At 35.3% G+C, this 25,976-nt stretch carries 21 protein-coding genes; 9 read left to right on the forward strand and 12 right to left on the reverse strand.

The window, feature by feature from the left end; genetic code table 11:
* Window positions 1-167 precede the first annotated feature (167 nt).
* A complete protein-coding gene (ytxJ, locus tag BLW20_RS04010) occupies window positions 168-497 on the forward strand; it encodes a bacillithiol system redox-active protein YtxJ (RefSeq protein ID WP_091096603.1) in 330 nt (109 codons plus the stop codon).
* A 58-nt stretch (window positions 498-555) separates the two neighbouring features.
* Here ytxJ and BLW20_RS04015 read toward each other — a convergent pair whose 3' ends face one another.
* The 11 genes from BLW20_RS04015 to fahA all read right to left on the reverse strand — a co-directional run bounded on the left by BLW20_RS04015 (window position 556) and on the right by fahA (window position 17,005).
* Window positions 556-1,593, reverse strand: coding sequence for a COX15/CtaA family protein (locus BLW20_RS04015; RefSeq protein ID WP_091096605.1), 1,038 nt, complete (start codon window positions 1,591-1,593; stop codon window positions 556-558).
* A 3-nt stretch (window positions 1,594-1,596) separates the two neighbouring features.
* Window positions 1,597-3,036 (reverse strand): CCA tRNA nucleotidyltransferase, encoded by a 1,440-nt coding sequence (locus BLW20_RS04020; RefSeq protein WP_091096609.1) that lies wholly within the window; start codon window positions 3,034-3,036, stop codon window positions 1,597-1,599.
* Window positions 3,036-3,602, reverse strand: coding sequence for an L-threonylcarbamoyladenylate synthase (locus BLW20_RS04025; RefSeq protein ID WP_091096611.1), 567 nt, complete (start codon window positions 3,600-3,602; stop codon window positions 3,036-3,038). The genes BLW20_RS04020 and BLW20_RS04025 overlap by 1 nt, the downstream gene beginning before the upstream one ends.
* 44 nt (window positions 3,603-3,646) lie before the next feature.
* Complete coding sequence (locus BLW20_RS04030; RefSeq protein ID WP_091096613.1) at window positions 3,647-4,723, reverse strand: agmatinase family protein; 1,077 nt, start codon at window positions 4,721-4,723, stop codon at window positions 3,647-3,649.
* Window positions 4,724-4,787: 64 nt separating this feature from the next.
* Window positions 4,788-6,065, reverse strand: coding sequence for a kynureninase (kynU, locus tag BLW20_RS04035; RefSeq protein ID WP_091096614.1), 1,278 nt, complete (start codon window positions 6,063-6,065; stop codon window positions 4,788-4,790).
* Between the two features lie 87 nt (window positions 6,066-6,152).
* Window positions 6,153-6,494 carry a hypothetical protein gene (locus BLW20_RS04040; RefSeq protein ID WP_091096616.1) on the reverse strand — a complete coding sequence of 114 codons (342 nt, stop codon included), beginning with the start codon at window positions 6,492-6,494 and terminating at the stop codon, window positions 6,153-6,155.
* A gap of 96 nt (window positions 6,495-6,590) precedes the next feature.
* Complete coding sequence (locus BLW20_RS04045) at window positions 6,591-8,852, reverse strand: aconitate hydratase (RefSeq protein ID WP_091096618.1); 2,262 nt, start codon at window positions 8,850-8,852, stop codon at window positions 6,591-6,593.
* Window positions 8,853-9,115: 263 nt separating this feature from the next.
* Complete coding sequence (locus BLW20_RS04050) at window positions 9,116-11,881, reverse strand: bifunctional aconitate hydratase 2/2-methylisocitrate dehydratase (protein ID WP_091096620.1); 2,766 nt, start codon at window positions 11,879-11,881, stop codon at window positions 9,116-9,118.
* 350 nt (window positions 11,882-12,231) lie between these two features.
* The gene (locus BLW20_RS04055; protein ID WP_091096622.1) at window positions 12,232-13,590 is read right to left on the reverse strand and encodes a peptidylprolyl isomerase; all 1,359 of its coding nucleotides are present in this window, start codon (window positions 13,588-13,590) and stop codon (window positions 12,232-12,234) included.
* A gap of 72 nt (window positions 13,591-13,662) precedes the next feature.
* Window positions 13,663-15,609, reverse strand: coding sequence for a peptidylprolyl isomerase (locus BLW20_RS04060; RefSeq protein WP_091096624.1), 1,947 nt, complete (start codon window positions 15,607-15,609; stop codon window positions 13,663-13,665).
* A gap of 106 nt (window positions 15,610-15,715) precedes the next feature.
* Entirely contained in the window at window positions 15,716-17,005 is a 1,290-nt protein-coding gene (gene fahA, locus BLW20_RS04065; RefSeq protein WP_091096644.1) for a fumarylacetoacetase, read from the reverse strand.
* A 94-nt stretch (window positions 17,006-17,099) separates the two neighbouring features.
* On the opposite strand from fahA, the gene glyA reads away from it, so the two are divergent.
* Both glyA and BLW20_RS04075 read left to right on the forward strand, forming a co-directional pair.
* Complete coding sequence (glyA, locus tag BLW20_RS04070; RefSeq protein ID WP_091096626.1) at window positions 17,100-18,374, forward strand: serine hydroxymethyltransferase; 1,275 nt, start codon at window positions 17,100-17,102, stop codon at window positions 18,372-18,374.
* Between the two features lie 103 nt (window positions 18,375-18,477).
* Window positions 18,478-19,647, forward strand: coding sequence for a carboxypeptidase-like regulatory domain-containing protein (locus tag BLW20_RS04075; protein WP_091096628.1), 1,170 nt, complete (start codon window positions 18,478-18,480; stop codon window positions 19,645-19,647).
* Between the two features lie 12 nt (window positions 19,648-19,659).
* Here BLW20_RS04075 and BLW20_RS04080 read toward each other — a convergent pair whose 3' ends face one another.
* Window positions 19,660-21,156, reverse strand: a complete 1,497-nt coding sequence (locus BLW20_RS04080) for a TonB-dependent receptor (RefSeq protein WP_397334289.1) — start codon at window positions 21,154-21,156, stop codon at window positions 19,660-19,662.
* 34 nt (window positions 21,157-21,190) lie between these two features.
* On the opposite strand from BLW20_RS04080, the gene BLW20_RS04085 reads away from it, so the two are divergent.
* The 6 genes from BLW20_RS04085 (at window position 21,191) to BLW20_RS04110 (ending at window position 25,775) form a co-directional block, all read left to right on the forward strand.
* Window positions 21,191-21,958 carry an MBL fold metallo-hydrolase gene (locus tag BLW20_RS04085; RefSeq protein WP_091096630.1) on the forward strand — a complete coding sequence of 256 codons (768 nt, stop codon included), beginning with the start codon at window positions 21,191-21,193 and terminating at the stop codon, window positions 21,956-21,958.
* A gap of 3 nt (window positions 21,959-21,961) precedes the next feature.
* Window positions 21,962-22,168 (forward strand): hypothetical protein, encoded by a 207-nt coding sequence (locus BLW20_RS04090; protein ID WP_091096632.1) that lies wholly within the window; start codon window positions 21,962-21,964, stop codon window positions 22,166-22,168.
* Entirely contained in the window at window positions 22,165-22,611 is a 447-nt protein-coding gene (locus tag BLW20_RS04095) for a hypothetical protein (RefSeq protein WP_091096635.1), read from the forward strand. The genes BLW20_RS04090 and BLW20_RS04095 overlap by 4 nt, the downstream gene beginning before the upstream one ends.
* Before the next feature lie 73 nt (window positions 22,612-22,684).
* Window positions 22,685-23,815, forward strand: a complete 1,131-nt coding sequence (gene tgt, locus BLW20_RS04100) for a tRNA guanosine(34) transglycosylase Tgt (protein ID WP_091096637.1) — start codon at window positions 22,685-22,687, stop codon at window positions 23,813-23,815.
* A 9-nt stretch (window positions 23,816-23,824) separates the two neighbouring features.
* Window positions 23,825-24,898: an LptF/LptG family permease gene (locus tag BLW20_RS04105; RefSeq protein WP_091096638.1), complete on the forward strand. Its 1,074-nt coding sequence runs from the start codon at window positions 23,825-23,827 to the stop codon at window positions 24,896-24,898.
* Window positions 24,885-25,775, forward strand: a complete 891-nt coding sequence (locus BLW20_RS04110) for a DMT family transporter (RefSeq protein ID WP_091096640.1) — start codon at window positions 24,885-24,887, stop codon at window positions 25,773-25,775. The genes BLW20_RS04105 and BLW20_RS04110 overlap by 14 nt, the downstream gene beginning before the upstream one ends.
* Window positions 25,776-25,976 lie beyond the last annotated feature (201 nt).

Here is a 25,976-nt window from a genome sequence, read left to right on the forward strand (position 1 = left end):
TATTTACAAGGTTCATTTCAAATGATATTCCAAAAAAGAGATGATGACAATATGTCTTGTTTTTATGTTGGAAATATTATGTAAAATGACAAAATGTCATTTATTAAATTGTTTCATCCGTAATGATATGATAATTTGACGTATATTTGAACATTAAAATTACAAAAATGAATTGGAATGTTTTAGAAAATATACATCAAACCGAAGAGTTAAAGGATGCTTCTTTTTCAAAACCTCAATTGGTTTTTAAGCACAGCACACGTTGCATCATCAGTAAAATGGTTTTAAAGAATTTTGAGAACGATTTTTTGTTGCAAGATGTAATTGATGTTTATTATTTAGATTTGATTTTGTACAGAGAGTTATCAAATAAAATAGCCGAAGTGTTTGGAGTTACACACCAATCGCCGCAAATTCTATTGATTAAAAACGGAGATGTGATCTATAACACATCACATGAGGGTATTGACGCTAATGTTTTGAGGGAGTTTGTATAAAAAAAATCCGACTAACTCGTCGGATTTTCATTTTGTTTATTTTGAAAATGACTTGAAATTATATTACCGGCTTATTTTTCTTTGATTCCAATATAATTGCAAACTGTAAACCGTACATAATGGCGGCTAAGACTAAATGCGCAGCTTGTGTACCAAACGGAAAATGGATGTAATACATTAAAATTCCCGTAAAAATTTCAAGCAACAATAGAACCATAATCCAGTTGATTTTGTTGTTTCCTAGCTTCAATCGTTTATTTCTTAAAAAAAGATAAAGATTTACAAAGAATATTACAAAAGAAAAGGTTCTGTGTACGTAAAAAGTCATATCCGGATTTTCGAGCCACAATGCCACATCGGTAATTCCATTATTGGTTTGTTCATCAATAAATTGTCGAACTTGTGTTCCCATTCCAATTTGAATCAGTGAGAAAAACATTGCCACCCATGTAAAAATATAAAATGTTTTATCGTATTTAATCTGGTGTTTATGTTTGTCTTTTGCAAGGTAAATCAGGTAAATCAATGCGGCAACATTCAATAAGGCGGCAATCATGTGTGTAGTGATTTTAATCGGATTTAATACCGAATAAACTACTGTGGCTCCTAACCATGCGTTAAAAACTAATAAAGCTAAAACAATTCCTGACCAAATAATTAGCTTGGGGCTAGCTTTAAAAAATGCAACTGATATGATTGAAAGCACGAACAAAATAAGACAAGCCAGTCCTGCTAACGCACCACATAAACGGTTTATGTATTCAACCCAGGTGTGGTATGGATTAAATTCTGCATAATCGTGTTTGGTGTATTCGTCCCAGTTTGACGGTTGATACATCTCATTCGATGTAAAATCTTTATTAGCTACCTTTAATTTAGAATCTTTAATGATTACCTGACCTTTTTCATAATCGTGATAAGGTTCCCACAACAATTCTTCAATCTGCGTAGGTGGGATATAATATCCAAAACATTTAGGCCAATCAGGACAGCCCATTCCTGAACCGGTCATTCGAACAGTAGCCCCTGCAATAATTACCAAATAAACGGTGATAAGTGAAATTTTTGCCCAACGGATAAATGTTTTGTTTTCCATGATTTATAATTTTGGATTTACAGGTTTTAAACCTAAACTACTGGCTTTTTTTATCATAAAATGATAAGCGGCTTCGTATTCATTTGCAATATCGCCTTCTAAAATAGCTTCTTTTATGGCATCTTTAATCTGTCCGATTTCTTTAGACGGTTTTAAATCAAAAATTTCCATAATTTCTTCGCCTGTAACAGGTGGCTGAAAGTTACGAACGTGATCGCGTTCTTCGACTTCAACAATTTTTTTTCGAACAATTTTAAAATTGTTGTGGTATTTTTTAAATTTCTTTTGATTTTTAGTGGTAATATCGGCTTCGCATAACGTTAGCAGAAGTTCCACATCTTCACCCGCATCAAAAACCAATCTGCGAACTGCTGAATCGGTTACGGTATCTTCGGCAATAACAATCGGGCGCGAGCTCATAGTTACCATTTTTTGCACAAAACGCATTTTGTGGTTTAAAGGCATGTGAAGCCGTTGAAAAATGCGTTTGACCATTTTTCCGCCTAAAAACTCATGACCGTGAAAAGTCCAGCCGTTTTTTTTGTTGAATTTTTTTGTGGGAGCTTTACCAATATCGTGTAACAAAGCCGCCCAGCGTAACCATAAATCATCGGTGTTGGGACAAATATTATCAACCACTTCTAACGTGTGGTAAAAATTGTTTTTATGGGTATGACCTTCTACTTCTTCCACATTGTTCAATGCAGTTAATTCAGGCAAAATTAAATCCAACAAACCTGTTTGATACAACAATAAAAAACCGACAGAAGGTTTTGATGTCAACAAAATTTTGTTCAGTTCTTCAACAATGCGTTCGCCTGAAATAATTTTTATGCGTTCGGCATTTTGGGTAATGGCATTTAAGGATTCTTCTTCAATGATAAAATTCAACTGTGAAGCAAAACGAATGGCACGCATCATTCGCAATGGATCGTCAGAGTAAGTAATATCGGGATCTAACGGGGTTCGAATGATCTTATTTTCCAAATCGGTCATTCCGTTAAAGGGATCAACCAAATCGCCAAAATTATTCTTATTTAAAGAAAAAGCTAAAGCATTAATGGTGAAATCTCTACGGTTTTGGTCGTCTTGCAAGGTGCCGTTTTCTACCAACGGATTTCGGCTTTCCTGACGGTATGATTCTTTCCGTGCACCCACAAATTCAATGTCTATATCTTCGTAACGCAGCATTGCTGTTCCGTAATTTTTAAAAACCTGAACTTTGGGATGGTGTGGAATCAACTCGGAAACTTTTAATGCCAGATCAATTCCACTGCCAACAGCAACAATATCAATGTCTTTTTTGTTATGTCGTTCTAAAATATAATCGCGTACAAAACCGCCAATTGCATAGGCTTCAATATTTAGTTCTTGAGCAGCCTGTGCAATGATTTTAAAAATGGAATCTTGTAAAGCTTCGGTATAGTTTGATGATTGAATCATTATTTTCTTAAAATTTTTACTTGTGCATCATTCGTAAGTTTGATTACAGTTGATGATTTTTTACTGATTTTATCCAGATCGATTTGAACCACGTAATCTACACCATTAATGATTTCATCTGAAATTTCTGAAAACCGGGTAGGAGTGGGGGTGCCGCTGATATTTGCCGATGTGGATACTAACGGACGTTTCATTCGTTCAACCAACTTATAAACAAAAGGTTGATTTACAATTCGGATGCCTAAAGAATCATCTTCGGCAATCAGGTTTTTTGCAACATTTCGCGGATGATCTAAAACCAGAGTCGTTGGTTTTTCAGAACAATCCAGAATATCGAAAGCCACTTGCGGAATATCTTTAAAAACGTTGTAAAGCAAACGGTCGTTAACGATCACAATCATGCTTTTGCTTTCGGCACGTTTTTTTAAAGCATAAATTTTTTTCACAGCTTCTTCGTTGGTGGCATCGCAACCAATTCCCCAAACAGTATCTGTGGGATATAAAATAATTCCACCGTTTTTAATGACTTCGAATGCCTGATGTACTTCTTTGTTGATATCGTCCATTCTTTTATGACTATTTGAAAATGATGTAAGGATCTTTTATTAGATTAAAACTGAATCTTTTCACCAGTTGACAATCCGTTATTTTTAGCAAAAACACCGCATAGATGAAACAACAAACGGGCTCCCACATTTCCGTCCCAATCATCGTCTCCCGGAGCAACTTCAACCAAATCAATTCCGATAATTTTTTTGTTCGATGATGCTAACCTGCTTAATAAATAAGTTGCTTGTTCGTACGATAATCCGCCAGGAACCGGAGTTCCCGTGTTTGGACAATACCAGCGATACAACGCATCAATATCAAAACTAACTGCTACATTTTCTGGTAATTGATTTAGAATTTCATCACACTGATCTTTCCAGTTTTTTCCGTTGAATTGATTTGCTTTTAAATCAGTATCGGTATAAACTTTTATTTTATCAGATGATTTGATGAGATTTACTTCACCTTCGCTAAAATCACGGATGCCTACCTGAACGATTTTTTTTACCTGAGGTAGTTGCATGGCATTATACATAATTGATGCGTGTGAATAGGTAAAACCTTCATAAGCTTTGCGTAAATCCATATGGGCATCGAAATGCAAAATTGCAAACGCTTCGTTTTTTGTTGCCAAAGCTTCATAATATCCCATAGGAGTTGAGTGATCTCCGCCTAATAAGATAACTTTTTTATTTTGATTCATCCAGAAAAGTGTACGTTCTTTTACTTCCTGATTGAATTTAGATGACGCTTTGTTGATTTTATCTAAATCTGCCTGCAATTGAGGAAATGTTTCAATATCTTCACCATTTTCTAATGCTTCAATAATTGGCTGGGCTAAACCTTTATATTTTTCGCTGTTTTTTGCCCATTGTTCCGGAGCCTCGTCCATAAAAATTCCCAATTTCCACAAATCGGGAAATTCCTGATGTAACAAATCAACCTGAAAAGATGCATTAAAAATAGCATCGGGACCTTCACTGGCACCACTTCCGTAACTTACGGTAACTTCCCACGGTGCCGGTAAAATAATTATATCGCTTTCTTCAGCAGTAAATGGTAATCCGTAAATACTGGCATCTGCCAAACCGGGTTGTGACGGATCGAAACGCTCTATTTTTTGTTGTTTTGTAAGCATTTTTTAACTTAAGATTTTTAATCTACAAATATAAAAAAAGCCAACCTAAAAGTTGGCTAATTCGTTAAGTAGTTTGGATACCTTTTTTTAATATTTGACCAAACTCATACATTTCTTCAAAAGAGGTATATAAAGGTACCGGGGCTAAACGGATTACTGCCGGTTCACGCCAGTCAACAATAACACCTTCTTTCATTAAATAATGGAACAATTCCTTACCCTCGCCATGCAGAATTACAGATAATTGAGAACCGCGTTCTGATTGATTTTTCGGTGTAATAACTTCTAAATTTGTTCCTGTTTCTTTAGCTGTTTCTTCAATGATGAATTCTAAATAAGATGTGATCAAATTACGTTTTTTGATTAAGGCATCCATACCAATTTCATTAAACATTTCAACAGATGCCAGATAAGGAGCCATTGCCAAAACACCAGTGCATGAACTTTGCCAGCCTAAAGCACCTTCGTTAGGTGTGAATTCCGGTTCCATTAAAAAACGACGTTCTTTATTGTGACCGTACCAGCCGCCAAAACGGTGTAGTTCTTTATTATTGTGGTGTTTCTCGTGGACAAAATATCCGGAAACACTCCCTGGTCCTGCATTCATGTATTTGTAACTGCACCAACACGCAAAATCGGCATTCCAGTCGTGTAATTTTAGCTCGATATTTCCGGCCGCATGAGCCAAATCCCAACCTACAAACGCACCCACAGCGTGTCCGGCTTTTGTAATAGCTTCCATATCTAAAACCTGACCAGTGTAATAATTAATGCCGCCAATTAATACCAAAGCCAACTCACTGCCCACTTCATTAATTTTAGCAATGATGTCTTCGTTGCGTAAATTGTGTTCGCCTTCTCTGCGTTTTACTTCAACAATGACATCTTTAGGATCTAAACCGTGAAATTTCACTTGAGTCTGCAGCATATACTGGTCGCTTGGAAACGCTTTTTCCTCACAAATAATTTTAAATCGGGTAGAAGTAGGGTTGTAGAACGAAACCATCATCATATGCAGATTAACCGTTAACGTGTTCATTACCGAAACTTCGCTTGGTTTTGCACCTACAATTTTTGATAACGGAGCGGAGAAACGTTCATGGTAATCCCACCACGGTTTTTCGGCATAAAAATGACCTTCAACGGCTAAGTTTGCCCAGTCATTCATTACATCATCAATATATTTTTTAGCGCTTTTGGGTAATAATCCAAGAGAATTCCCTGTGAAATAAATTGTTTTTTTGCCGTTTACTTGTGGAAATTCAAATTCTGTCTGGTATTTTTTAAGTTCGTCTTGTGCGTCTAATGACTGTGCAAATGCTCTTGTATTTTGAAAGTTCATTTATATTAAATTTTTGTGTGCTAAATTTACTTATAAATTACGTATTGAACAAAATCTTTAAATGGAATGTCTTGATTACAGAAAAAATCAATCATCAGTTTCCCCATCACTTGATTGATTTTCTTTTTTATCAGTGTTTTCATTTAAAAACGGAACATATATTTTTTCGCTTTTAATGACAATGATTAATGAAATAACCGAATGTAAGAAAACACAGGTTAATAAGAAAATAACTCTTCCTTTACCAAAAAGATCGTTGTTAAAAATAACTTCGTAGTGATAAGCCACAAAGCAGTATCCCACGAAAATAAGAGTGTTTAAAGTAATGACGCGAAAGAATTTTTTTCGGTTAGCCAAAACAATAATGGTTACCAAAAAACAAAGCATTGAAACTGCCAATACCGCTATAATTCCTTGTAAAAATGTCATATCAAATTTTCTATGGTAAATATCGTGATTTTATAAGATACAAAACAAAAAAATCCGATCATCTGACCGGATTTTTAACTTATAATTACCATCTAATTATTTTCCTGCAGCAATTAAGTTCAATGCGGAACCGGCTTTAAACCAATCAATTTGTGATTCGTTATATGTGTGGTTTGCCATAATGATGTCTTTTGAACCATCTGCGTGGACAAATTCTAAGGTTAATTGTTTACCAGGGGCAAAATCGGTTAAATCTAAGAAGTTGATGGTGTCGTCTTCTTGAATTTTATCGTAATCAGCTTCGTTTACAAACGTTAATGCCAACATACCTTGTTTTTTAAGGTTGGTTTCGTGGATGCGGGCAAACGATTTTACCAATACCGCTTTTACACCTAAATGACGAGGTTCCATTGCAGCGTGCTCACGAGAAGAACCTTCACCATAGTTTTGATCTCCTACAACGATTGTTGGGATGCCTGCAGCCTTATACGCACGTTGTACTGCCGGTACTTCACCGTATTCGCCTGTTAATTGATTTTTAACGGTGTTGGTTTTATTGTTAAAAGCATTTTCAGCACCAATCAGCATATTGTTTGAAATGTTGTCTAAATGCCCGCGGAAACGCAACCAAGGTCCAGCCATTGAAATATGGTCTGTGGTACACTTACCAAATGCCTTAATTAACAATTTAGCACCGGTGATGTTTTTTCCATCCCATGCAGGGAAAGGCAACAATAATTCTAAACGTTGAGAATCAGGAGAAACAACTACCTGTATGTTTGATCCATCTGCAGCCGGTGCCTGATAACCCGGATCTTCAACATCGAATCCTTTAGTTGGCAATTCATCACCGTACGGAGGTTTGAACATTACTTCTTCTCCGTTATCATTTATTAACGTATCTGTAATTGGGTTGAAATCTAAACGACCAGAAATTGCCAATGCCGCTACCATTTCCGGTGATGTTACAAAAGCATGTGTGTTAGGGTTTCCGTCAGCACGTTTAGAGAAGTTACGGTTAAAAGAGTGAACAATGGTGTTTTTCTCTCCTTTATCTGCACCTTCGCGATCCCACTGTCCAATACAAGGACCACAAGCATTTGTAAATACTTTGGTTCCCATTTTTTCAAATGCCTCAATAATTCCATCACGTTCGATGGTATAACGAATTTGCTCAGAACCCGGATTGATTCCAAATTCTGCTTTAGGAGTTATACCTAATGCTACTGCCTGGTTAACAATAGATACCGCTCTTGACATATCTTCGTAAGAAGAATTGGTACATGATCCGATCAATCCCCATTCTACTTTTACCGGCCAATCGTTTTTAGCAGCTTCTTCTTTCATTTTGGAAACCGGTGTACCTCTGTCCGGAGTAAATGGTCCATTGATGTACGGTTCTAATTCAGATAAATTGATTTCGATTAACTGATCGAAATATTGATCCGGATTTGCATACACTTCGGTATCGGCAGTTAAGTAATCTGCAATTTTATCTGCTGCTTCCACCACATCTGCACGACCGGTAGCGTTTAAGTATCTTCTCATTGAATCATCGTACCCAAAGGTAGAAGTTGTTGCGCCAATTTCGGCACCCATATTACAAATGGTACCTTTTCCTGTACAAGACATAGAGGTGGCACCTTCTCCAAAATATTCTACAATGGCACCTGTACCACCTTTTACGGTTAAAATATCGGCTACACGTAAAATAACATCTTTAGGTGCGGTCCATCCGTTTAATTTTCCGGTCAATTTTACACCGATTAATTTAGGAAATTTCAATTCCCAAGCCATACCGCTCATTACGTCAACGGCATCGGCTCCACCCACACCAATAGCAAGCATGCCTAAACCGCCGGCGTTTACCGTGTGAGAATCGGTACCGATCATCATACCACCGGGGAACGCGTAATTTTCTAATACAATTTGATGAATGATACCTGCACCCGGTTTCCAGAACCCGATACCGTATTTGTTTGAAACTGAAGAAAGGAAATCAAATACTTCTTTAGACTGGGAGTTTGCTACCGCCAAATCTTTTTCGGCCCCCACTTTTGCCTGAATTAAGTGATCGCAATGTACGGTTGTGGGTACGGCAACTTTGTCTTTACCTGCGTGCATAAATTGTAACAAAGCCATTTGAGCCGTTGCATCCTGACATGCCACACGGTCTGGTGCAAAATCTACATAATCTTTTGCTCTTTCAAATTTTTGGGTTGGTGTTCCTTCCCATAAATGCGAATATAAAATCTTTTCTGAAAGTGTTAGCGGACGACCCACCAATTCGCGTGCTTTGTCAACACGTGCCGGTATGTTTTCGTACACTTTTCTAATCATTTCGATATCAAAAGCCATAGTATTTTTTTATTTAATTTTGTTTTAACTTTAATAAGAAATCTTAATACAAGTTACAGTTTTTTTAGTGGAATATTTTATAATATTTGTTAACGAGGTCTAATTTAAAATGATTCTATCCAAATGATTGTTTTACTGTTTTAAAAGTCAAAAAATCGTATGAAATTAAAAGAATATCAAACAAAAAGACTGAGAATAACTTCTATAAAGCAAAAGAGGCAATCATTTTTTGATTGCCTCTTAAATATATCTATTTCTATAACTTATTTGGTAACAGAAATTGGTGTAAACTTTGTTAAGTTGATGCCTTGAACCGCAGTTTTATATTCTTCGATTGAAGGAATACGCCCTAAAATTGCCGATAAAACAACTACGGGAGTAGAAGCTAACAACGATTCACCTTTTTTACGTTCGCTGTCTTCAACCACACGTCCTTGGAATAAACGTGTTGAAGTTGCCATTACCGTATCACCTTTTTCAGCTTTTTCCTGGTTACCCATACATAAGTTACAACCCGGACGTTCTAAGTACATTACGTTTTCATATTCTGTACGAGCGGTAGCTTTAGGTAATGCATCTGAGAATTCGAATCCTGAATATTTTTGTAAATATTCCCAATCTCCTTCAGCTTTTAATTCGTCGATAATGTTATAGGTAGGTGCTGCAACAACTAATGGAGCATTGAATTTCACTTCACCTTGTTGTTTTTCAACGTTTTTCAACATTTGAGAAACAATTTTTAAGTCGTCTTTATGAACCATACAAGATCCCACAAATCCTAAATCAACTTTTTTATTGTTACCATAGTAAGATAATTCGCGAATGGTATCGTGTGTATAACGTTTAGAAACATCTTCGTTATTAACGTCCGGATCGGCAATCATTGGCTCATCGATGATATCTAAATCAATCACAACCTCTGCATAATATTTAGCGTTTGCATCTGGAGTTAAAGCCGGTTTTTCACCCGATTTGATTTCAGCAATACGTTTGTTTGCTTTATCGATTAATCCTTGTAAAACGGCATTTTTGTTATCCATACCTTTATCGATCATGATCTGGATACGGGATTTTGCAATTTCTAACGATTGGATTAATGTATCGTCCTGAGAGATACAGATAGATGCTTTTGCTTTCATTTCTGCTGTCCAATCTGTAAATGTAAAGGCTTGATCTGCTAATAAAGTTCCTATGTGTACTTCGATAATACGCCCTTGGAATACATTTTCGCCATCGAATTGTTTCAACATTTGTGCTTGAGTAGCATGAACCACATCACGAAAATCCATGTGTTGTTTCATTTCTCCTTTAAAGGTAACTTTTACAGATTCAGGAATTGGCATAGAGGCTTCACCAGTTGCCAAAGCTAACGCCACCGTACCGGAATCGGCACCGAACGCCACACCTTTAGACATACGTGTGTGCGAGTCACCACCGATGATGATTGCCCATTCGTCAATCGTAATATCGTTTAATACTTTGTGGATAACATCTGTCATTGAATGATAAACTCCTTTAGGGTCACGAGCGGTGATTACTCCAAAGTCGTTCATGAATTTCATTAATTTAGGAATATTTGCCTGTGCTTTTTTATCCCAAACTGAAGCTGTGTGACATCCTGATTGGTAGGCACCGTCAACTGTTGGAGCAATAACTGTAGCTGCCATAGATTCTAACTCTTGAGCAGTCATTAATCCGGTAGTATCCTGAGATCCTACAATGTTTACTTTCACACGAACATCAGAACCCGCGTGTAATGTTTTGCCCGGAGTAACCCCCACTGCATTTTTATTGAAGATTTTTTCAACTGCAGTTAACCCTTGTCCTTCAACAGAAATTTCTTTAGCAGGAGCAAATACCGTTGGAGCAGTAATGCCTAAAGTTTGAGCGGCAAACGTTTGGATTTTTTTACCAAATACAATGGCATAAGAACCACCTGCTTTGATAAATTCCATTTTTTGTGGCGTTAAAGAACGAGCCATATCAATTAACTCTTCTTCCCCGTTGTATAATTTTTTTGTTTTTGTATTAATTGTTAATACGGTGCCTGTGGCTACAGAATAAACCTGTTCTAAAACAACATCTCCGTTTTCGTTACGAACCACCTCGCCGTTAGCATCTACTTTTTTTACCCAGTTTTTTAAATCGATACCGATACCACCTGTAACATCAACTGTTGTCAAGAAAATAGGAGAGATACCGTTGGTTCCTGCAACGATAGGGGCAATGTTTACAAACGGAATATAAGGAGAAGCCTGTTTACCTGTCCATAAAGCCACGTTGTTTACACCTGACATACGAGAAGAACCAACACCCATTGTTCCTTTTTCAGCGATCAACATTACGCTGGCATCAGGATGTTGGGCTTGTAATGCACGAATATCAGCTTGGGCTTCAGGGGTGATCATACATTTACCATGTAATTCACGATCTGAACGAGAGTGTGCCTGGTTGCCCGGCGATAATAAATCGGTAGAAATATCACCTTCTGCAGCAATATAAGTAACTACTTTGATTTCTTCTGCAACCTCTGGCAATTTTGTAAAGAACTCTGCTTTGGCGTAGCTTTCTAAAATATCTTTAGCTATTTGGTTTCCTGCTTTATAAGCTTCGGCTAAACGTGCAGTATCCGCATCATATAAGAAAACCTGTGTTTTTAACACTTCAGCAGCCTGTTTAGCGATTTCAGCATCATTTCCTAATGCTAAATCTAATAACACAGCGATAGACGGGCCGCCTTTCATGTGAGATAATAACTCAAATGCGAAAGTTGGTGTAATTTCAGCAACAGTTTCATGACCTAAAATGATCTCTTTTAAAAATTGTGCTTTAACACCTGCAGCAGGCGTGGTACCCGGCAAGGTGTTGTAGATGAAAAACTTTACTGAATCCTCGCGGTATTCGTTGTCAACATCTTTTATCTGTTCAATGATTTCGCTTAATAATTCAGCACTGTCAATTGGTTTTGGGTTTAATCCTTGCCCTTTTCTTTCTTCAATTTCGTTGATGTAATCCTTGTAAAGGTTCATAATAATTATTTCTTGATATTAATTGTTGTTACAAAAATGATACAATCACTTTTTTTTGCAACTGAAAATTGTTTTTATAAAGTTTTTTGTTTCTTTTAGAATATATTGATTCTAAATTCACAATGCAAAATTACGAAAAGGATTTGAAATTAAAAAATTTTTAATAAAATCTTGATTTAGAGGAATTATTATTTATAATTATTCTATTTTGTTTGTTATAATTTATTAATTTAAGACTGTTTTGTGTGGATAATAAAAATTTTTAATCTTTTTTTGATTTATACATACATTTAGGTTCTTAAAACTGATAAATAAACAAAAAAGCCCTTCAGAACAAGGGCTTTTAAATACTATTTTTTTAACCAATTGCTTTTAAAAGTACAATTTTGATATTCATCATCAATATAGATATATGTATCGTCAACTGTTTCAGAAACCCATTTGGCAATTGTTTCGCTTTGTTTTGCTGATAATGCCACATAACGGATTTTCATATAATCATTAGAGAAATCGGCAAGATGTTCCGGAATTTTGTTGGTTAATTGTACAATTTTATAGTATGATTCTGTACGGTCATTCACCAGGGTAGTTGCAGAAATTTCGCCTACCTGTAAATTAGAAACCATTGAATACAATGTACGGTCTTCCATTTTGTTCAGTTCAAAACGAGTTTCGCCACGGCTATTTGTCATAATACCGCCACTTTGTCTGGAATCTTTGTCTTGCGAATATTGTCTTGCGGCATCTGCAAACGAAATTTCTTTGTTAAGAATGCGGATGCGTAAATCGTCTAAATCATTTTTGGCTTTGTCAATAGCCGCTTGTGTTGGTTTAGGAGTAATCAATATATGCCTTAACTCTAAATTTTTTCCGCTTATTTTTTCAAGAAAAATGATGTGATAGCCAAAATCGGTTTCAAACGGTTTTGATATTTCACCTTCTTTTAACGAAAAAGCCACATCTTTAAATTCTTTTACAAATTGAGATTTTTTATCTATGGTGTAAAAACCGCCGGTTTCTAAAGACCCCCTGTCTTCAGAATACATATATACTTTACTTGTAAATGATGCGCCGTCTAAAACATCCTGACGGATTTGGTTTAACTGGTCAATAACTGCCTGGCGTTGTTCTTTTGTAATTTCGGGTTTTATTACAATTTCGGCTAATTCTATTTCATCGCCTACCAAAGGAAGCGAATCTTTAGGTATATTGTTATAAAACTGGCGAATTTCTTCGGGCGTAATGGTAACATCCTTTATTAATTCTTGTTGCATCTGCGATGCCAGCAGATTTTCTTTCATTATATCGAAAAAAGTTTCTCTAAAATCTTCATAACTTTTTTTGTTGTAATGTTTTACAACGTTGTCAATAGATCCGGCATATTCTACCATACGATCAATTTGTTCATCTACTCTTGCATTTACTTCATCGTTTGTAACTACAATACTGTCTTGAATTGCCTGATGCGAAAACAATTTGTTCTCTAAAAGAGCTCCTAAAACTTCGCAACGGCTTAATGTTGATACATCTTGATTGGTGGCTTTTGCCTGGATAAAACCGTTATCGATATCTGAATCTAAAATTACATAGCTACCCACAACGCCCACAACGCCATCGATGCGTTTTTTTGACGATTCCTGTGCCTGCATGTTGACAAATCCCATAACAGCTAAAACTGTTAATAAAGTATGTTTAAGAAAAATTTTCATAGTTGTTTATTAAAAATTTACAAACCGCAACAAAGATACATAGCTACGGTTAACTTTTATATTTTTTTAATTTTAATTAAGAGTTTTTTTATTGTATTTGGCTTTTAGTTGATTAAGTACCGTTTCATTTAAGTTTATTTGTGCATTTTTCAACAACTGCTCATTATATTGCTGTTCAAATTGGTTTTGATAATCAGATAAAACTTTAGATTTTACTTCTTCGTAAGTGGGTTGAACAGTTTCTTTACGGTCGCGAATGTAAAAAACATAATAATTATTGTTGTATTTTATCACTTTTTGTCCCACAGTTTTTAGGTCTAAATTTTTAGGTAAACGCTTGTCGTCTAATGAAAATCTGCCTTGATATTTATAAACCATTGGAAAATCTGCCTCTTTTATAGGGTATTTAATGTTTAACAACTTGTTATATGTTTTTGCGTCAGATTTTTTGGCAAATACATAAACTTCTCCGATAAAATAAGCCGGTTGAAGATAGTTTGATTGATGTTCATCAAAATAATTCTTTAAAGCAAGGGTATCTTTTGCACTTTCATTCCAAATTTTTTCTTCTAAAAAATTGAATAAGATCAAACCTTCTTTATATTCATTTAAATGGTGTGCAAAATCGGGAAAATTAATTTCTAAATTGTTGTTGTATTCTTCTTTAAGCTTGCGTAATGAGTAAAAATCGAATGCTTTTTCTATTAAAAGTTCATCGGTCTTTACAAAAGCGTACTGATTGGCAAACGAATAAATATGTTCTAAAATGTTTTTTGCGGTTATTTTTTTATCTGAATAAGTAGCTAAAACCATTTCGGTTTCCTGGTTACTTTCAACCTTTGGATCGTTCAATAGTTCTTCTCGGTTAAGTAATTTGCTTGTTTTTACGATATTTTCGTGATTGGTTTTAAAGTGGTATTGTTCTTTTAAATGATGAATTAAATTTTTTTCTAATATTTTTGAACGGGAATCAGATTTTATCCTGCGTAAAAAATTCTCTTTCAATTCTTCTTTCGTTGGCTGATCTTTAATATGTGTTACTGAAACAATGTGCCAGCCATACTGACTAAAAAACGGTTTGGAATAAGCACCTTTGAAATTTAAATTATACACAATATCTGAAATTCCTTCAATATTCAAGGCTCCTTCGTTGTAAATACCTAGATCTCCGCCTTTCTCACGGCTATAAATATCTTCAGAAAAGTGAAAAGCTACATCGTAAAAAGTATCTCCAACTTCTAAACGCTTATAAATTTCATTGATTTTCTTTTTGGCTTCGGCATCATTCATATCTTTTGCTTCAACCAAAATATGGGCAATGTTTTTAACTTTAGGTGTAGCCCGTTTGTTGTATACCTTTATTAAATGGTAACCAAAATTAGAACGAACCGGCAATGATATTTCGCCAATTTTTGTAGTGTATGCACCGCTTTCAAAAGGATAAACCATTTTAAAAACGCTGAAATAACCTAAATTGCCTTTATTGTTTTTGGCACTTAAATCGTCAGAAAATTTCAGAGCGGCATCTTCAAAAGACATTCCGTTTAGCAGTTTACTGCGTATTTCTAACGCCTTGTTGTATGCTTTTAACGTATCGGCAGGTTGAGCCAGTTCATCTACTGCAACTAAAATATGCGAGGCTTTTATTTCGAAATCAGATCGTTCTAAGGCTTCATTCAGCAAGCGGTCCAATTCGTTTTCGTTGATAAAGTATTTTTCAGCCAATTCTGCCCGATAACTTTTTAATTCTTGCTGAACAGCCGGTAATTTGTCAATTTCTAAGCGGTAGGCATTTTGCAACCTTAACTTGTATATTTTATATAAATTAAAGTAATTATCGATATCTTTTTGAGATTCATCGGCAATAATATCGATGTTTTTAGTGTATAATCGTTCAAAATCGGCAACGTTGTAAATGCTGTCATTTATTGTTACCAGTACATCGGTAGGTTTTTGTCCAAAAGTGTTTATAGATAAACTAAATAATAAAAATATTAAAGTGGTTTTTATAAGCCTCATTATAGTTTAAAGTTGTTTCCACAAAGTTAAACTTTTTTGCGAGAGAGCAATAAAGAAAAAATCCATTCGTTTTGAATGGATTTTTAACATATTAACTGTAGGTATCTTAATTCTCTAACGGAACTGCCGGTAACAATTGTGATGAAACTTCTCCAAAACCAATTCGGAGTCCGTCTTTTTCACAATAACCTTTCATAATTACAGTATCGTAATCTTCAATAAACGTTCTTGTAGAACCGTTAGGCATATCAATTGGATTTTGTCCTGCCCAGGTTAGTTCTAACATAGATCCAAAGCTGTCTTTTGTTGGTCCTGAAATAGTTCCCGATCCCATTAAATCGCCCGAACTTACCATACATCCGTTTACGGTGTGATGTGCTAATTGCTGAGCCATTGTCCAATACATATATTTTAAGTTTGACTTAGAAACAGTTTTACCCTCACCATTTTCTGGCTGAATGATGACTTCTAAATTAATATCGAAAGCGTGGTTACCTGTTTGTTGTAAATACGGTAATGGTTTAGGGTCTTCTTGTGAAGGACTTGCACAACGGAAAGGCTCTAAGGCATCCATGGTAACTACCCAGCAAGAAATTGACGAACCAAAGTTTTTAGCTAAGAAGGGTCCTAACGGAACATATTCCCATGTTTGTAGATCACGTGCCGACCAGTCGTTTAACAACACCATTCCAAACATGTGATTTTCTGCATCATTAACAGAAACTCTTTCGCCCATAATATTGGCATCAGCAGTAATAAAAGCTGTTTCCAACTCAAAATCAACTCTTTTAGATGGCCCAAAAACAGGTTGTGTTTCACCTTTTGGCAATGTTTGTCCCATAGGTCGATTTACCGGAACTCCCGACGGAACAATGGTAGAACTTCTTCCGTGGTACCCCACAGGCAGGTGTAACCAGTTAGGTAATAAGGCATTTGCCGGATCGCGAAACATCATACCCACATTGGTAGCGTGTTCTCTTGAAGAATAAAAATCGGTATAATCACCAATAAAAACCGGTAATTCTATAGTTACTTCGTTAATATTGAAGATGACCAACTCTCGGGCTTTGGCATCATCTCTTAATTTTGGATTGTTCGCTTCAAAAATTTCTGAAATTCTGTTGCGAATCGCACGCCAAACTTCTCTTCCTTCAGAAATAAAAGCATTCAGTGTTTCATCGTACAAAACATTGTCGTCAAAATCAATATCTTTAAAAAATCCTAAGTCGTTTAAAGCAGTTAAACTAATGGCATAATCGCCAATTCTGGTTCCAATCACTAAATCGTCTTCTTCCACAGAAAAAACACCAAAAGGTATGTTTTGAATAGGAAAATCGCTTGTTACAGCTACATCTAACCACGATTTTAAGGCAGGATTGTTAGCAGGTATGTTCATCATTTTAAATATTTTTTGTTCTAATTAGATTACTTATGCGAATATAACAATGATTTTTTATAAATTTGAGTTCAATTTAAACATTTAATAAAAAATGCAACGCGACGAACAAATTTTTGATTTGATATTAGATGAGCAAGACAGACAAATTCATGGATTGGAATTGATTGCTTCAGAAAACTTTGTAAGCGACCAGGTTATGGAAGCTGCAGGATCCGTTTTAACCAATAAATACGCAGAAGGGTATCCTAATAAAAGATATTACGGTGGCTGTGAAGTGGTTGATATTGTGGAACAACTTGCCATTGACAGAGCCAAAGCTTTATTTAATGCAGAATATGCAAACGTACAACCGCACTCTGGTTCACAAGCTAATACGGCTGTTTATGCAGCTGTTTTAAAACCAGGCGACAAAATTTTAGGTTTTGATTTATCGCACGGTGGACATTTAACGCATGGTTCTCCTGTAAATTTTTCAGGAAAATTATACAATCCGGTATTTTATGGCGTAGATGAAGCCACCGGATTAATCAATTACGACAAAGTACAGGAAATTGCAGAACGCGAAAAACCTCAGTTAATCATTGCAGGAGCATCGGCTTATTCTCGTGATATGGATTTTAAACGTTTCCGTGAAATTGCTGATTCTGTTGGTGCTTTATTAATGGCTGATATTTCTCATCCTGCCGGTTTAATTGCTAAAGGCTTGTTATCAGACCCAATTCCTCACTGCCACATTGTAACAACAACAACGCATAAAACATTACGTGGACCTCGTGGCGGAATGATCATGATGGGGAAAGATTTTGAAAACCCGTTTGGTTTAAAAACGCCGAAAGGCGAACCCCGAATGATGTCTGCTTTGTTAGATTCTGCCGTGTTCCCCGGAAATCAAGGCGGGCCGTTAATGCACATTATTGCTGCTAAAGCAGTGGCATTTGGCGAAGCGTTGCAAGATGAGTTTATGACCTATATGTTACAGGTTCAAAAAAATGCACAGGCAATGGCACAGGCTTTTGTTAAACGTGGATACAATATTATTTCCGGCGGAACAGACAACCACATGATGCTGATTGATTTACGCAACAAAAACATTTCGGGTAAAGAAGCTGAAAATGCTTTGGTTAAAGCCGAAATTACCGTAAACAAAAACATGGTTCCTTTTGATGACAAATCTCCGTTTGTAACTTCAGGTATCCGTGTGGGTACAGCTGCTGTTACTACCCGTGGATTGGTTGAAGCCGATATGGAAACCATTGTTGAATTAATTGACCGTGTGTTGATGAACCATACCAACGAGGAAGTTATTGAAGAAGTAGCTGACCAGGTAAACGAAATGATGAGCGAACGGGCTATGTTTGTTTTTTAACGAATTATCTCAATAAAAAGTTAAAGAGTCACTAAATGTGGCTCTTTTTTTGTTAGCTGTGTAACATTTTTATACTTTTCAACACTTATTAAAGAAAATAATTATGAAAAACAGTTTACTTCTTTTTTTTGTATTTTGTACGACCACCTTGTTGGCACAGAAATCGGTACAGGGAATTATTAAGGATACCGAAACCAATCAGCCTATTGAATATGCAATTATCGTGGGAAATAGTTCGGGTAAAAGCACAGTTACCAATAGTGAAGGTCGCTTCAGGTTGAATTTATCCACAGAAGATTCAAAAATCATTGTAAAACATCTTAGTTATTTTACTAAAGAATTGCCTGTAAATGACGCACAATCTTTCAATATTCAGTTACAATCGACCACAGAATCGTTAGAAGAAATCGTTATTTTACAAACATCAATAAAATCAGAAATTGAAAAAGCCATAAAAACCTCTCAGGCACGGTTTGCAAATAATTTAAAACTGAATACTTATTATAGAGAATTGAGTTATGTAAATAATAGTATGTATGAATATGAAGATGCCGAAATTGATTATTACCTGCAATCTATCAATAACAGTAATGTGGTGGTAAAAGAGAGCCGCAGTGTGAAATTTACTAACGAAGACGCTAAAAAATTTGATACTTCAACTATAGTGAATTATTATTGGGGTGATTTAAAAGACAAGGTTTCAAATGAGTTTAAGTTCAAATTAATAAAAGAGATTATTTTTGACAAAGAATATGATTTATACATCACTACAAAAACAGCTGGCGACGGTACAGAATTAAATATACTTCATTTTTCCCCAACTGACGATGCAGAAAAAGCCACGCTTTCAGGAACAATGATTTACGGAGCTCAAGATTATTTGATAAGAGAAGTAAAAGCGAATTTATCTGAAAAATTTATGGATAATAGTGAATTCTTACCGAACAATAATGGTCATTGGCGTAAAAGAAGTTTTTATAATCGTACCACTATTTTTAATCTTTACAATGGTAAATACTCTTTAACTTACGTTTCTTATCGACTGTTTGGTGTGTCACAGGTTTTTAATCAGTTAAACAAAATAGGTGGTTTTGTTGAATTATTAGTTGATTCGGTTGAGGAAAATCCGGCGACTGTAAAACCTGAAACGTTTTATACAAGAAAAAAATTAACGCCGTTAGGAAAAAACTATAAAACAAAATACTGGAAAAAATTTAATGTGGTTCCGTTAACTTATAAAGAAGAACAAATGCTAAAACAGATAAATAAGTAAAAAAAGACAGTTTTATAAACTGTCTTTTTTTCGGAATAAATTATTGGCTTTTAAAAGTTTTGCTACTTTTTCAGGAACGTCGTTTTGCCAACTTTCGTCGTTATTCCATATTTTTTGTAATACTTTATGAGGGAAAATCTTTAGGTTTTGGGGTTCAAAATTTTTTATATCTATAATCTGTTCTTCTCCAACAAAATAATTGTAAACCGGTTTCAGGCTTTCATCGTGCAAAACAATGTTTTTACTGGTGATAATTTCATCGTTTTCATTTAAAAACGGGTATACATAAATTTCCAAACCGTGTTTAAACAATCTACCTAAGCCTTCAAACAATCCACCTGGTAAATTTGTATAATGTTTGGCATCGAAAATTTCAATTAAGCTTGGAAGTCCAATAGTCAACGCAATTTTTTCCTGTGAATAATTCCAAATATAATCAACCGCTTTAAAATATTCCTTAAAATTAGAAATCATTACAGTGTGTCCCAGAGCACAAAGTAATTCGGCACGATCCAAAAAATCCTGTTCATTAACTTCGCCCAACGCTAAAAGATTGTTCAACGTAATTTCAAATATTACAGCCGTTTTTTGTTCTGAGAGATTATTTTTTGTCAAAAACTGATGTAACGATTTTTGATACATATTAATGTTTACAATAGTTACCGGACGGAAACTTCCTCTCAAAAGCAACACATTTTTTCTGAACAGTGTATTTGCGGGAAGGATATTTTTACCGTTAGGGGCAAACATTACCGCATCTGCCATACCGTTTTTTACCAGAAAAAGACTCATTAAACGGTTATCGACACTTTTAAAAGCCGGTCCTGAAAAATTGATGGTATCAATTTCTAACTGATCTTTATCTAAATGGTCGTATAAGTGATGAATTAATTTTTTTGGGTCGTGGTACTGATAAAAAGCACCGTAAATTAAGTTGACACCAAGAGTTCCCAAGGTACGTTGTTGCAGTAAAACATCGTTTTCTTTAAACTGAATGTGCAAAATAATTTCATTGAATTCGCCTTGGGCTTCGTTTTGAAATCGGATACCAACCCAACCGTGACCTTTAAATTTCTTGGCAAAATCTATGGTAGCAACCGTATTGGCATAGCTGAAATAAATCCTGTCCGGATGTTCGTTTTGGTCTAAACGCTCTTCTAAAAGCTTAACTTCGTGGTCAAGCATTTTGTGTAAACGGCTTTCGGTAACATATCTTCCGTCTTGTTCCACCGTGTAAATAGCATCGCTAAATTGTTTGTCATAAGCACTCATTGCTTTTGCAACGGTTCTCGAAGCGGCACCTGCTCTGAAAAAATGACGAGCTGTTTCTTGTCCCGCTCCAATTTCGGCAAACGAACCGTAAATATTTTTGTTTAAATTAATCTTTAAAGTCTTGTCTGATATTGCCTGTTTTTGATCTATAATTCTATCGCCCGGTAGGGATAAATCCTCTGCAAAAAAATTGCTCATATTTTCATTATTGTTTGCATATAAAATTACTAAATTCATTTATAATGTGCTATTTTTGTAAAAAAGATTATTTGTGAAGGTTTATTTTTTAGGAACAGGTACATCGCAGGGCATCCCGGTAATAGGGATAAAACACCCCGTTTGTTTAAGTACTGATTTGAAAGATAAGCGTTTACGTACATCTGTTTTGATTGATTGGAACGGTACAAAAATATTGATTGATTGCGGTCCCGATTTTAGACAACAAATGCTACGGATTGATAACGATGCATTAGATGCCGTTTTGTTTACGCATGAACACGCTGACCACACTGCAGGTTTAGACGATATCCGTCCGTATTGTTTTATGGAAAGCAAAGCAATGCCCATTTATGCGCAAAACCGGGTAATTGAAAGTTTAAAACGCCGGTTTGACTATATTTTTGAAACCGTTAACCGTTATCCCGGTGCGCCATCGGTTGAAATTCACAAAATTGAACCTTATCATGATTTTACAATAAACAATAAAACGATAAAACCTTTATTGGTAAATCATGGTTCATTACCTATTTTAGGGTACCGGTTTGATCATTTTGCCTACTTAACCGATGTAAAAACGTTAGATGAAACCACATATAATCAATTGCAAGATTTAGATGTTTTGGTTATAAACGCATTGCGTATTCAAGAGCATCCAACACATAATAATTTAAAGGAAGCTATAGAGCATATAAAGAAAATCAAGCCTAAAAAAGCATATTTAACACACATAGGTTTTCAGTTGGGTTTTCATAATGAGGTTCAAAATACCTTACCCGATAACGTGTTTTTGGCGTATGACGAACTAATCTTAGATATATAATTAATGAAACGTATTTATTTATATTTGTTTTTATTCTCTTTAATCATCAATATTTTTTTAATTGTAAATGATTCAAAAGTGCTTAAAGCAAAAGAAGAACATATTGAGCATTTAGAAGAGAAACTAAAAAAAGCAGAAGATTCTTTACAGAAAATTCAGACGATTCAACAAATTGATCAAACAACCGACACTTTATTTGAAAGAATATGAAAATAACAACGATAAGTATTTTGTTAATAAGCATTTTTGCCGTTTCGTGTAATAAAAAAGAAAACACAATGTCTGCTGTTAATCATATAATGGTTAAAGATTCATTAGAATTGTATAAAAAAATGTATGATGAAGCCGCTTATTTTTCTATCGATAAAAACGAAAACGCCCAAAAACAATTTGCTCCTCAAAGAATAGAAGATGTAATGGCAAAGGTTGTACAGGATTTTTCGGCATTAATGAAACAAGAAGAAAACAGCTCTTTATTACCAGTTGATACAAATGGTAACCCGGTGAAGGTAAATAAAATGTCGGTGATCAACCATAAGTGGCTGATTATTGATTTTTATGGGGAAGGAATTGTAGGAGAATCGTTGATTAAATATGATTATGAACCCGATTCGGTTACAGAATTCCAAATGCTTGACACGGTTTTATATTAAATAAAACAGCTTCAAAATTGAAATCAAAATATAGCTGTAAAAACCGTATATTTGCAGCTTGTAAAAAAATAATATGACATTTGATTTACTTCATACCGATATAAATTCAAAAGCACGTGCCGGAGTAATTACTACCGATCACGGTGTTATTGAAACCCCTATTTTTATGCCTGTTGGTACCGCTGCTACTGTAAAAGGTGTACACCAGCGCGAACTAAAAGAAGACATTAACCCCGACATTATCTTAGGTAATACCTATCATTTGTATTTGCGTCCTAAAACCGAAATCCTGGAGAAAGCCGGCGGCTTACATAAATTCATGAATTGGGACAGAAATATTTTGACCGATTCAGGTGGTTTTCAGGTATATTCATTATCTGGAAGAAGAAAAATTAAGGAAGAAGGAGTAAAGTTCAAATCACACATCGATGGATCGTATCACTTTTTTTCGCCCGAAAATGTAATGGAAATCCAACGTACCATTGGTGCCGATATCATTATGGCATTCGACGAATGTACACCGTATCCGTGTGATTACCGTTATGCAAAACGATCTATGCACATGACGCATCGTTGGTTAGACCGCTGCATCAGTCATTTAGAAAAAGTTCCGGTGAAGTATGGATATGACCAAGCGTTTTTTCCTATTGTTCAAGGATCTACTTTTAAAGATTTGCGTGCAGAATCTGCCGAATACATAGCTAATGCCGGTGCTGTGGGTAATGCCATTGGTGGATTATCTGTTGGAGAACCTGCCGAAGAAATGTACGAAATGTGCGAAATCGTTACCAATATCCTTCCAAAAGACAAGCCACGTTATTTAATGGGAGTGGGTACACCGATCAATATTCTGGAGAATATTGCTTTGGGTATCGATATGTTCGATTGTGTAATGCCTACAAGAAATGCCCGTAACGGAATGTTGTTTACATCGGAAGGATTCATCAATATAAAAAACAAAAAATGGGCAGACGATTTTAGCCCCATTGATCCCATGGCAATTACTTGGGTTGATACCGATTATTCAAAAGCATACCTGCGTCATTTATTTATCTCAGACGAATATCTTGCAAAGCAAATAGCCACCATTCACAACCTAGGATTTTACATGTGGCTGGTGCGCGAAGCCCGCAAACAAATTTTAGCAGGAACGTTCTATGCATGGAAAGAAAAAATGGTCAAACAAATGGCTACCCGTTTATAATTCTGCAAAATGAAAATTATTGATTGGTACATATTAAAAAGGTATCTGGGCACATTCTTTGTAATGATCATGCTTTTTATTCCCATTGGAATTACGGTTGATGTTGCCGAAAAAATCAATAAGATATTAGAAAATGATATTGCTTTAATTGATGTACTGACATACTACGGCAACTTTACCGTTTATTTTGCCAACATGTTGTTCCCTATCTTTTTGTTTATATCCATTATCTGGTTTACATCAAAACTGGCAAGTAATACTGAAATTGTAGCCATTTTAAGCTCGGGTATTTCTTATACGCGTTTTTTACGTCCGTATATTATGGGTGCGGCTTTTATATCTGTTTTTGCGTTGCTTATGGGATTTTTTGTGGTTCCTAAGGCGAGTTTGGGATACAACGATTTTCGTTACAAATATTTAAAGCGAAAAGAAATTCGTGAAACGCAAAACGTGTTTAAGCAAATTAGTAAAAACGAATTTATTTATGTAAGTAATTTTAGTTACAGTACTAAAACGGGATATAATTTTACATTAGAAAAATTCAACGGACTGAATTTGGTTTCTAAAATCGAAGCCGGAAGAATTGTTTATAACGACAGTACCAAAGATTACACCTTATACAATTATCAAAAAAGAATAGTTGGTACAAACGATGATAAATTAGAAAAAGAATCTGGAAAAAGACTCAAATTTAATTTTGAAGTGGATGATTTAACACCTGTAATTTACGCCGCCGAAACAATGACATTGAGGGAGTTAAACCAATTTATCGAAAAAGAAAAAATGCGTGGTTCGGCTAACATCAATGCGTATATGGTAGTAAAATATAAGAAATACAGCGTTCCGGTGTCCGCGTTTATATTAACAATTATTGCCGTGGCGGTATCTTCAATGAAACGTCGTGGCGGAATGGGCGTAAACCTTGCCATGGGTATTGGGTTGGCTTTTACCTATATTTTCTTTGATAAAATTTTTGGAACACTGGCAGAAGCATCAAGTATGAATCCGTTGTTTGCCGTGTGGTTTCCTAATGTAATTTTCGGAATATTAGCTGTTTATCTTTTAAATAATGCCAAACGTTAATTTTAAAAACCACCTTCATCTTCACTTAATTGTTTTTATCTGGGGATTTACCGCCATTTTAGGTCAGTTAATTTCGCTACAGGCATTACCGCTTGTTTTTACCCGAATGAGTATTGCTGTGATAGTAATTTATATTTATCTGTTGATTCGGAAAAAAAATCTGGCAATACGTACTAAAGATATTATCCGGTTTTTGATTTTTGGATTTGTCATTGCACTTCACTGGCTCACTTTTTTCCATGCCATTAAAATATCCAATATTTCCATAACGCTGGCATGCATTTCAACCGGAGCATTTTTTACGTCGATTTTAGAACCTGTTTTCTATAAACGAAAATTTATCTGGTACGAAGTATTATTGGGATGTTTGGTCGTAGTAGGTTTATTGCTTATTTTTCAGTTTGAAACCCAGTATAAAATGGGAATCATTGTGGCTTTGATATCCGCTTTTTTATCCGCGTCATTTTCAATTATCAACGGAAAGTTAGCAAATTCTCATGACAGCGTAGTCATTAGTTTTTACGAACTGGTGGGCGGTTTATTTCTCTTGGCGTGTTTTCTTTTTTATCAAGGTGGATTTACAGTTGATCATTTTAATTTTCAACCGTATGATTTTATCTGGTTAGGAATTTTAGGTTCTGTTTGTACGGCGTATCCGTTTATTGCAACTATTGATATTATGAAATATCTGTCACCATATACAGTTATGCTAACCATTAATTTAGAACCTATCTACGGAATTTTATTAGCCGTTTTTTTGTTCAAAGACCAGGAGAAAATGACCACAGCTTTCTATATCGGGGCAATGATCATTTTACTTACTGTATTGCTGAATGCTTATTTTAAAACACTACTAAACGGGCAATCTTTCAAATAGGGCAAAATTAGTTGTTAATCTATTGAATATCAATACATCTTTTTAGTTTCCCCCAAAACCCACCTCCCCCTTATTTTAGAACAAAGAAGTCTGAAGGCAGGGTGATTTATTTCGCTTTTTTCGTTTTTGGTATGTCCTTCGGCTATTTTGCACCATCCAAAACACATCAACGTGGCTGATCAGGTGTATTCTGACCAATGC

The sequence above is a fragment of the Paenimyroides marinum genome, assembly GCF_900108395.1.
GTDB lineage: Bacteria > Bacteroidota > Bacteroidia > Flavobacteriales > Flavobacteriaceae > Flavobacterium > Flavobacterium marinum.

What these genes read in the sequence shown, in the direction of transcription:
- ytxJ (WP_091096603.1), top strand. Translation starts at nt 168, where the DNA reads ATGAATTGGAATGTTTTAGAAAATATACATCAAACCGAAGAGTTAAAG.
- BLW20_RS04015 (WP_091096605.1), bottom strand. Translation starts at nt 1,593, where the DNA reads ATGGAAAACAAAACATTTATCCGTTGGGCAAAAATTTCACTTATCACC.
- BLW20_RS04020 (WP_091096609.1), bottom strand. Translation starts at nt 3,036, where the DNA reads ATGATTCAATCATCAAACTATACCGAAGCTTTACAAGATTCCATTTTT.
- BLW20_RS04025 (WP_091096611.1), bottom strand. Translation starts at nt 3,602, where the DNA reads ATGGACGATATCAACAAAGAAGTACATCAGGCATTCGAAGTCATTAAA.
- BLW20_RS04030 (WP_091096613.1), bottom strand. Translation starts at nt 4,723, where the DNA reads ATGCTTACAAAACAACAAAAAATAGAGCGTTTCGATCCGTCACAACCC.
- kynU (WP_091096614.1), bottom strand. Translation starts at nt 6,065, where the DNA reads ATGAACTTTCAAAATACAAGAGCATTTGCACAGTCATTAGACGCACAA.
- BLW20_RS04040 (WP_091096616.1), bottom strand. Translation starts at nt 6,494, where the DNA reads ATGACATTTTTACAAGGAATTATAGCGGTATTGGCAGTTTCAATGCTT.
- BLW20_RS04045 (WP_091096618.1), bottom strand. Translation starts at nt 8,852, where the DNA reads ATGGCTTTTGATATCGAAATGATTAGAAAAGTGTACGAAAACATACCG.
- BLW20_RS04050 (WP_091096620.1), bottom strand. Translation starts at nt 11,881, where the DNA reads ATGAACCTTTACAAGGATTACATCAACGAAATTGAAGAAAGAAAAGGG.
- BLW20_RS04055 (WP_091096622.1), bottom strand. Translation starts at nt 13,590, where the DNA reads ATGAAAATTTTTCTTAAACATACTTTATTAACAGTTTTAGCTGTTATG.
- BLW20_RS04060 (WP_091096624.1), bottom strand. Translation starts at nt 15,609, where the DNA reads ATGAGGCTTATAAAAACCACTTTAATATTTTTATTATTTAGTTTATCT.
- fahA (WP_091096644.1), bottom strand. Translation starts at nt 17,005, where the DNA reads ATGAACATACCTGCTAACAATCCTGCCTTAAAATCGTGGTTAGATGTA.
- glyA (WP_091096626.1), top strand. Translation starts at nt 17,100, where the DNA reads ATGCAACGCGACGAACAAATTTTTGATTTGATATTAGATGAGCAAGAC.
- BLW20_RS04075 (WP_091096628.1), top strand. Translation starts at nt 18,478, where the DNA reads ATGAAAAACAGTTTACTTCTTTTTTTTGTATTTTGTACGACCACCTTG.
- BLW20_RS04080 (WP_397334289.1), bottom strand. Translation starts at nt 21,156, where the DNA reads ATGAATTTAGTAATTTTATATGCAAACAATAATGAAAATATGAGCAAT.
- BLW20_RS04090 (WP_091096632.1), top strand. Translation starts at nt 21,962, where the DNA reads ATGAAACGTATTTATTTATATTTGTTTTTATTCTCTTTAATCATCAAT.
- BLW20_RS04095 (WP_091096635.1), top strand. Translation starts at nt 22,165, where the DNA reads ATGAAAATAACAACGATAAGTATTTTGTTAATAAGCATTTTTGCCGTT.
- tgt (WP_091096637.1), top strand. Translation starts at nt 22,685, where the DNA reads ATGACATTTGATTTACTTCATACCGATATAAATTCAAAAGCACGTGCC.
- BLW20_RS04105 (WP_091096638.1), top strand. Translation starts at nt 23,825, where the DNA reads ATGAAAATTATTGATTGGTACATATTAAAAAGGTATCTGGGCACATTC.
- BLW20_RS04110 (WP_091096640.1), top strand. Translation starts at nt 24,885, where the DNA reads ATGCCAAACGTTAATTTTAAAAACCACCTTCATCTTCACTTAATTGTT.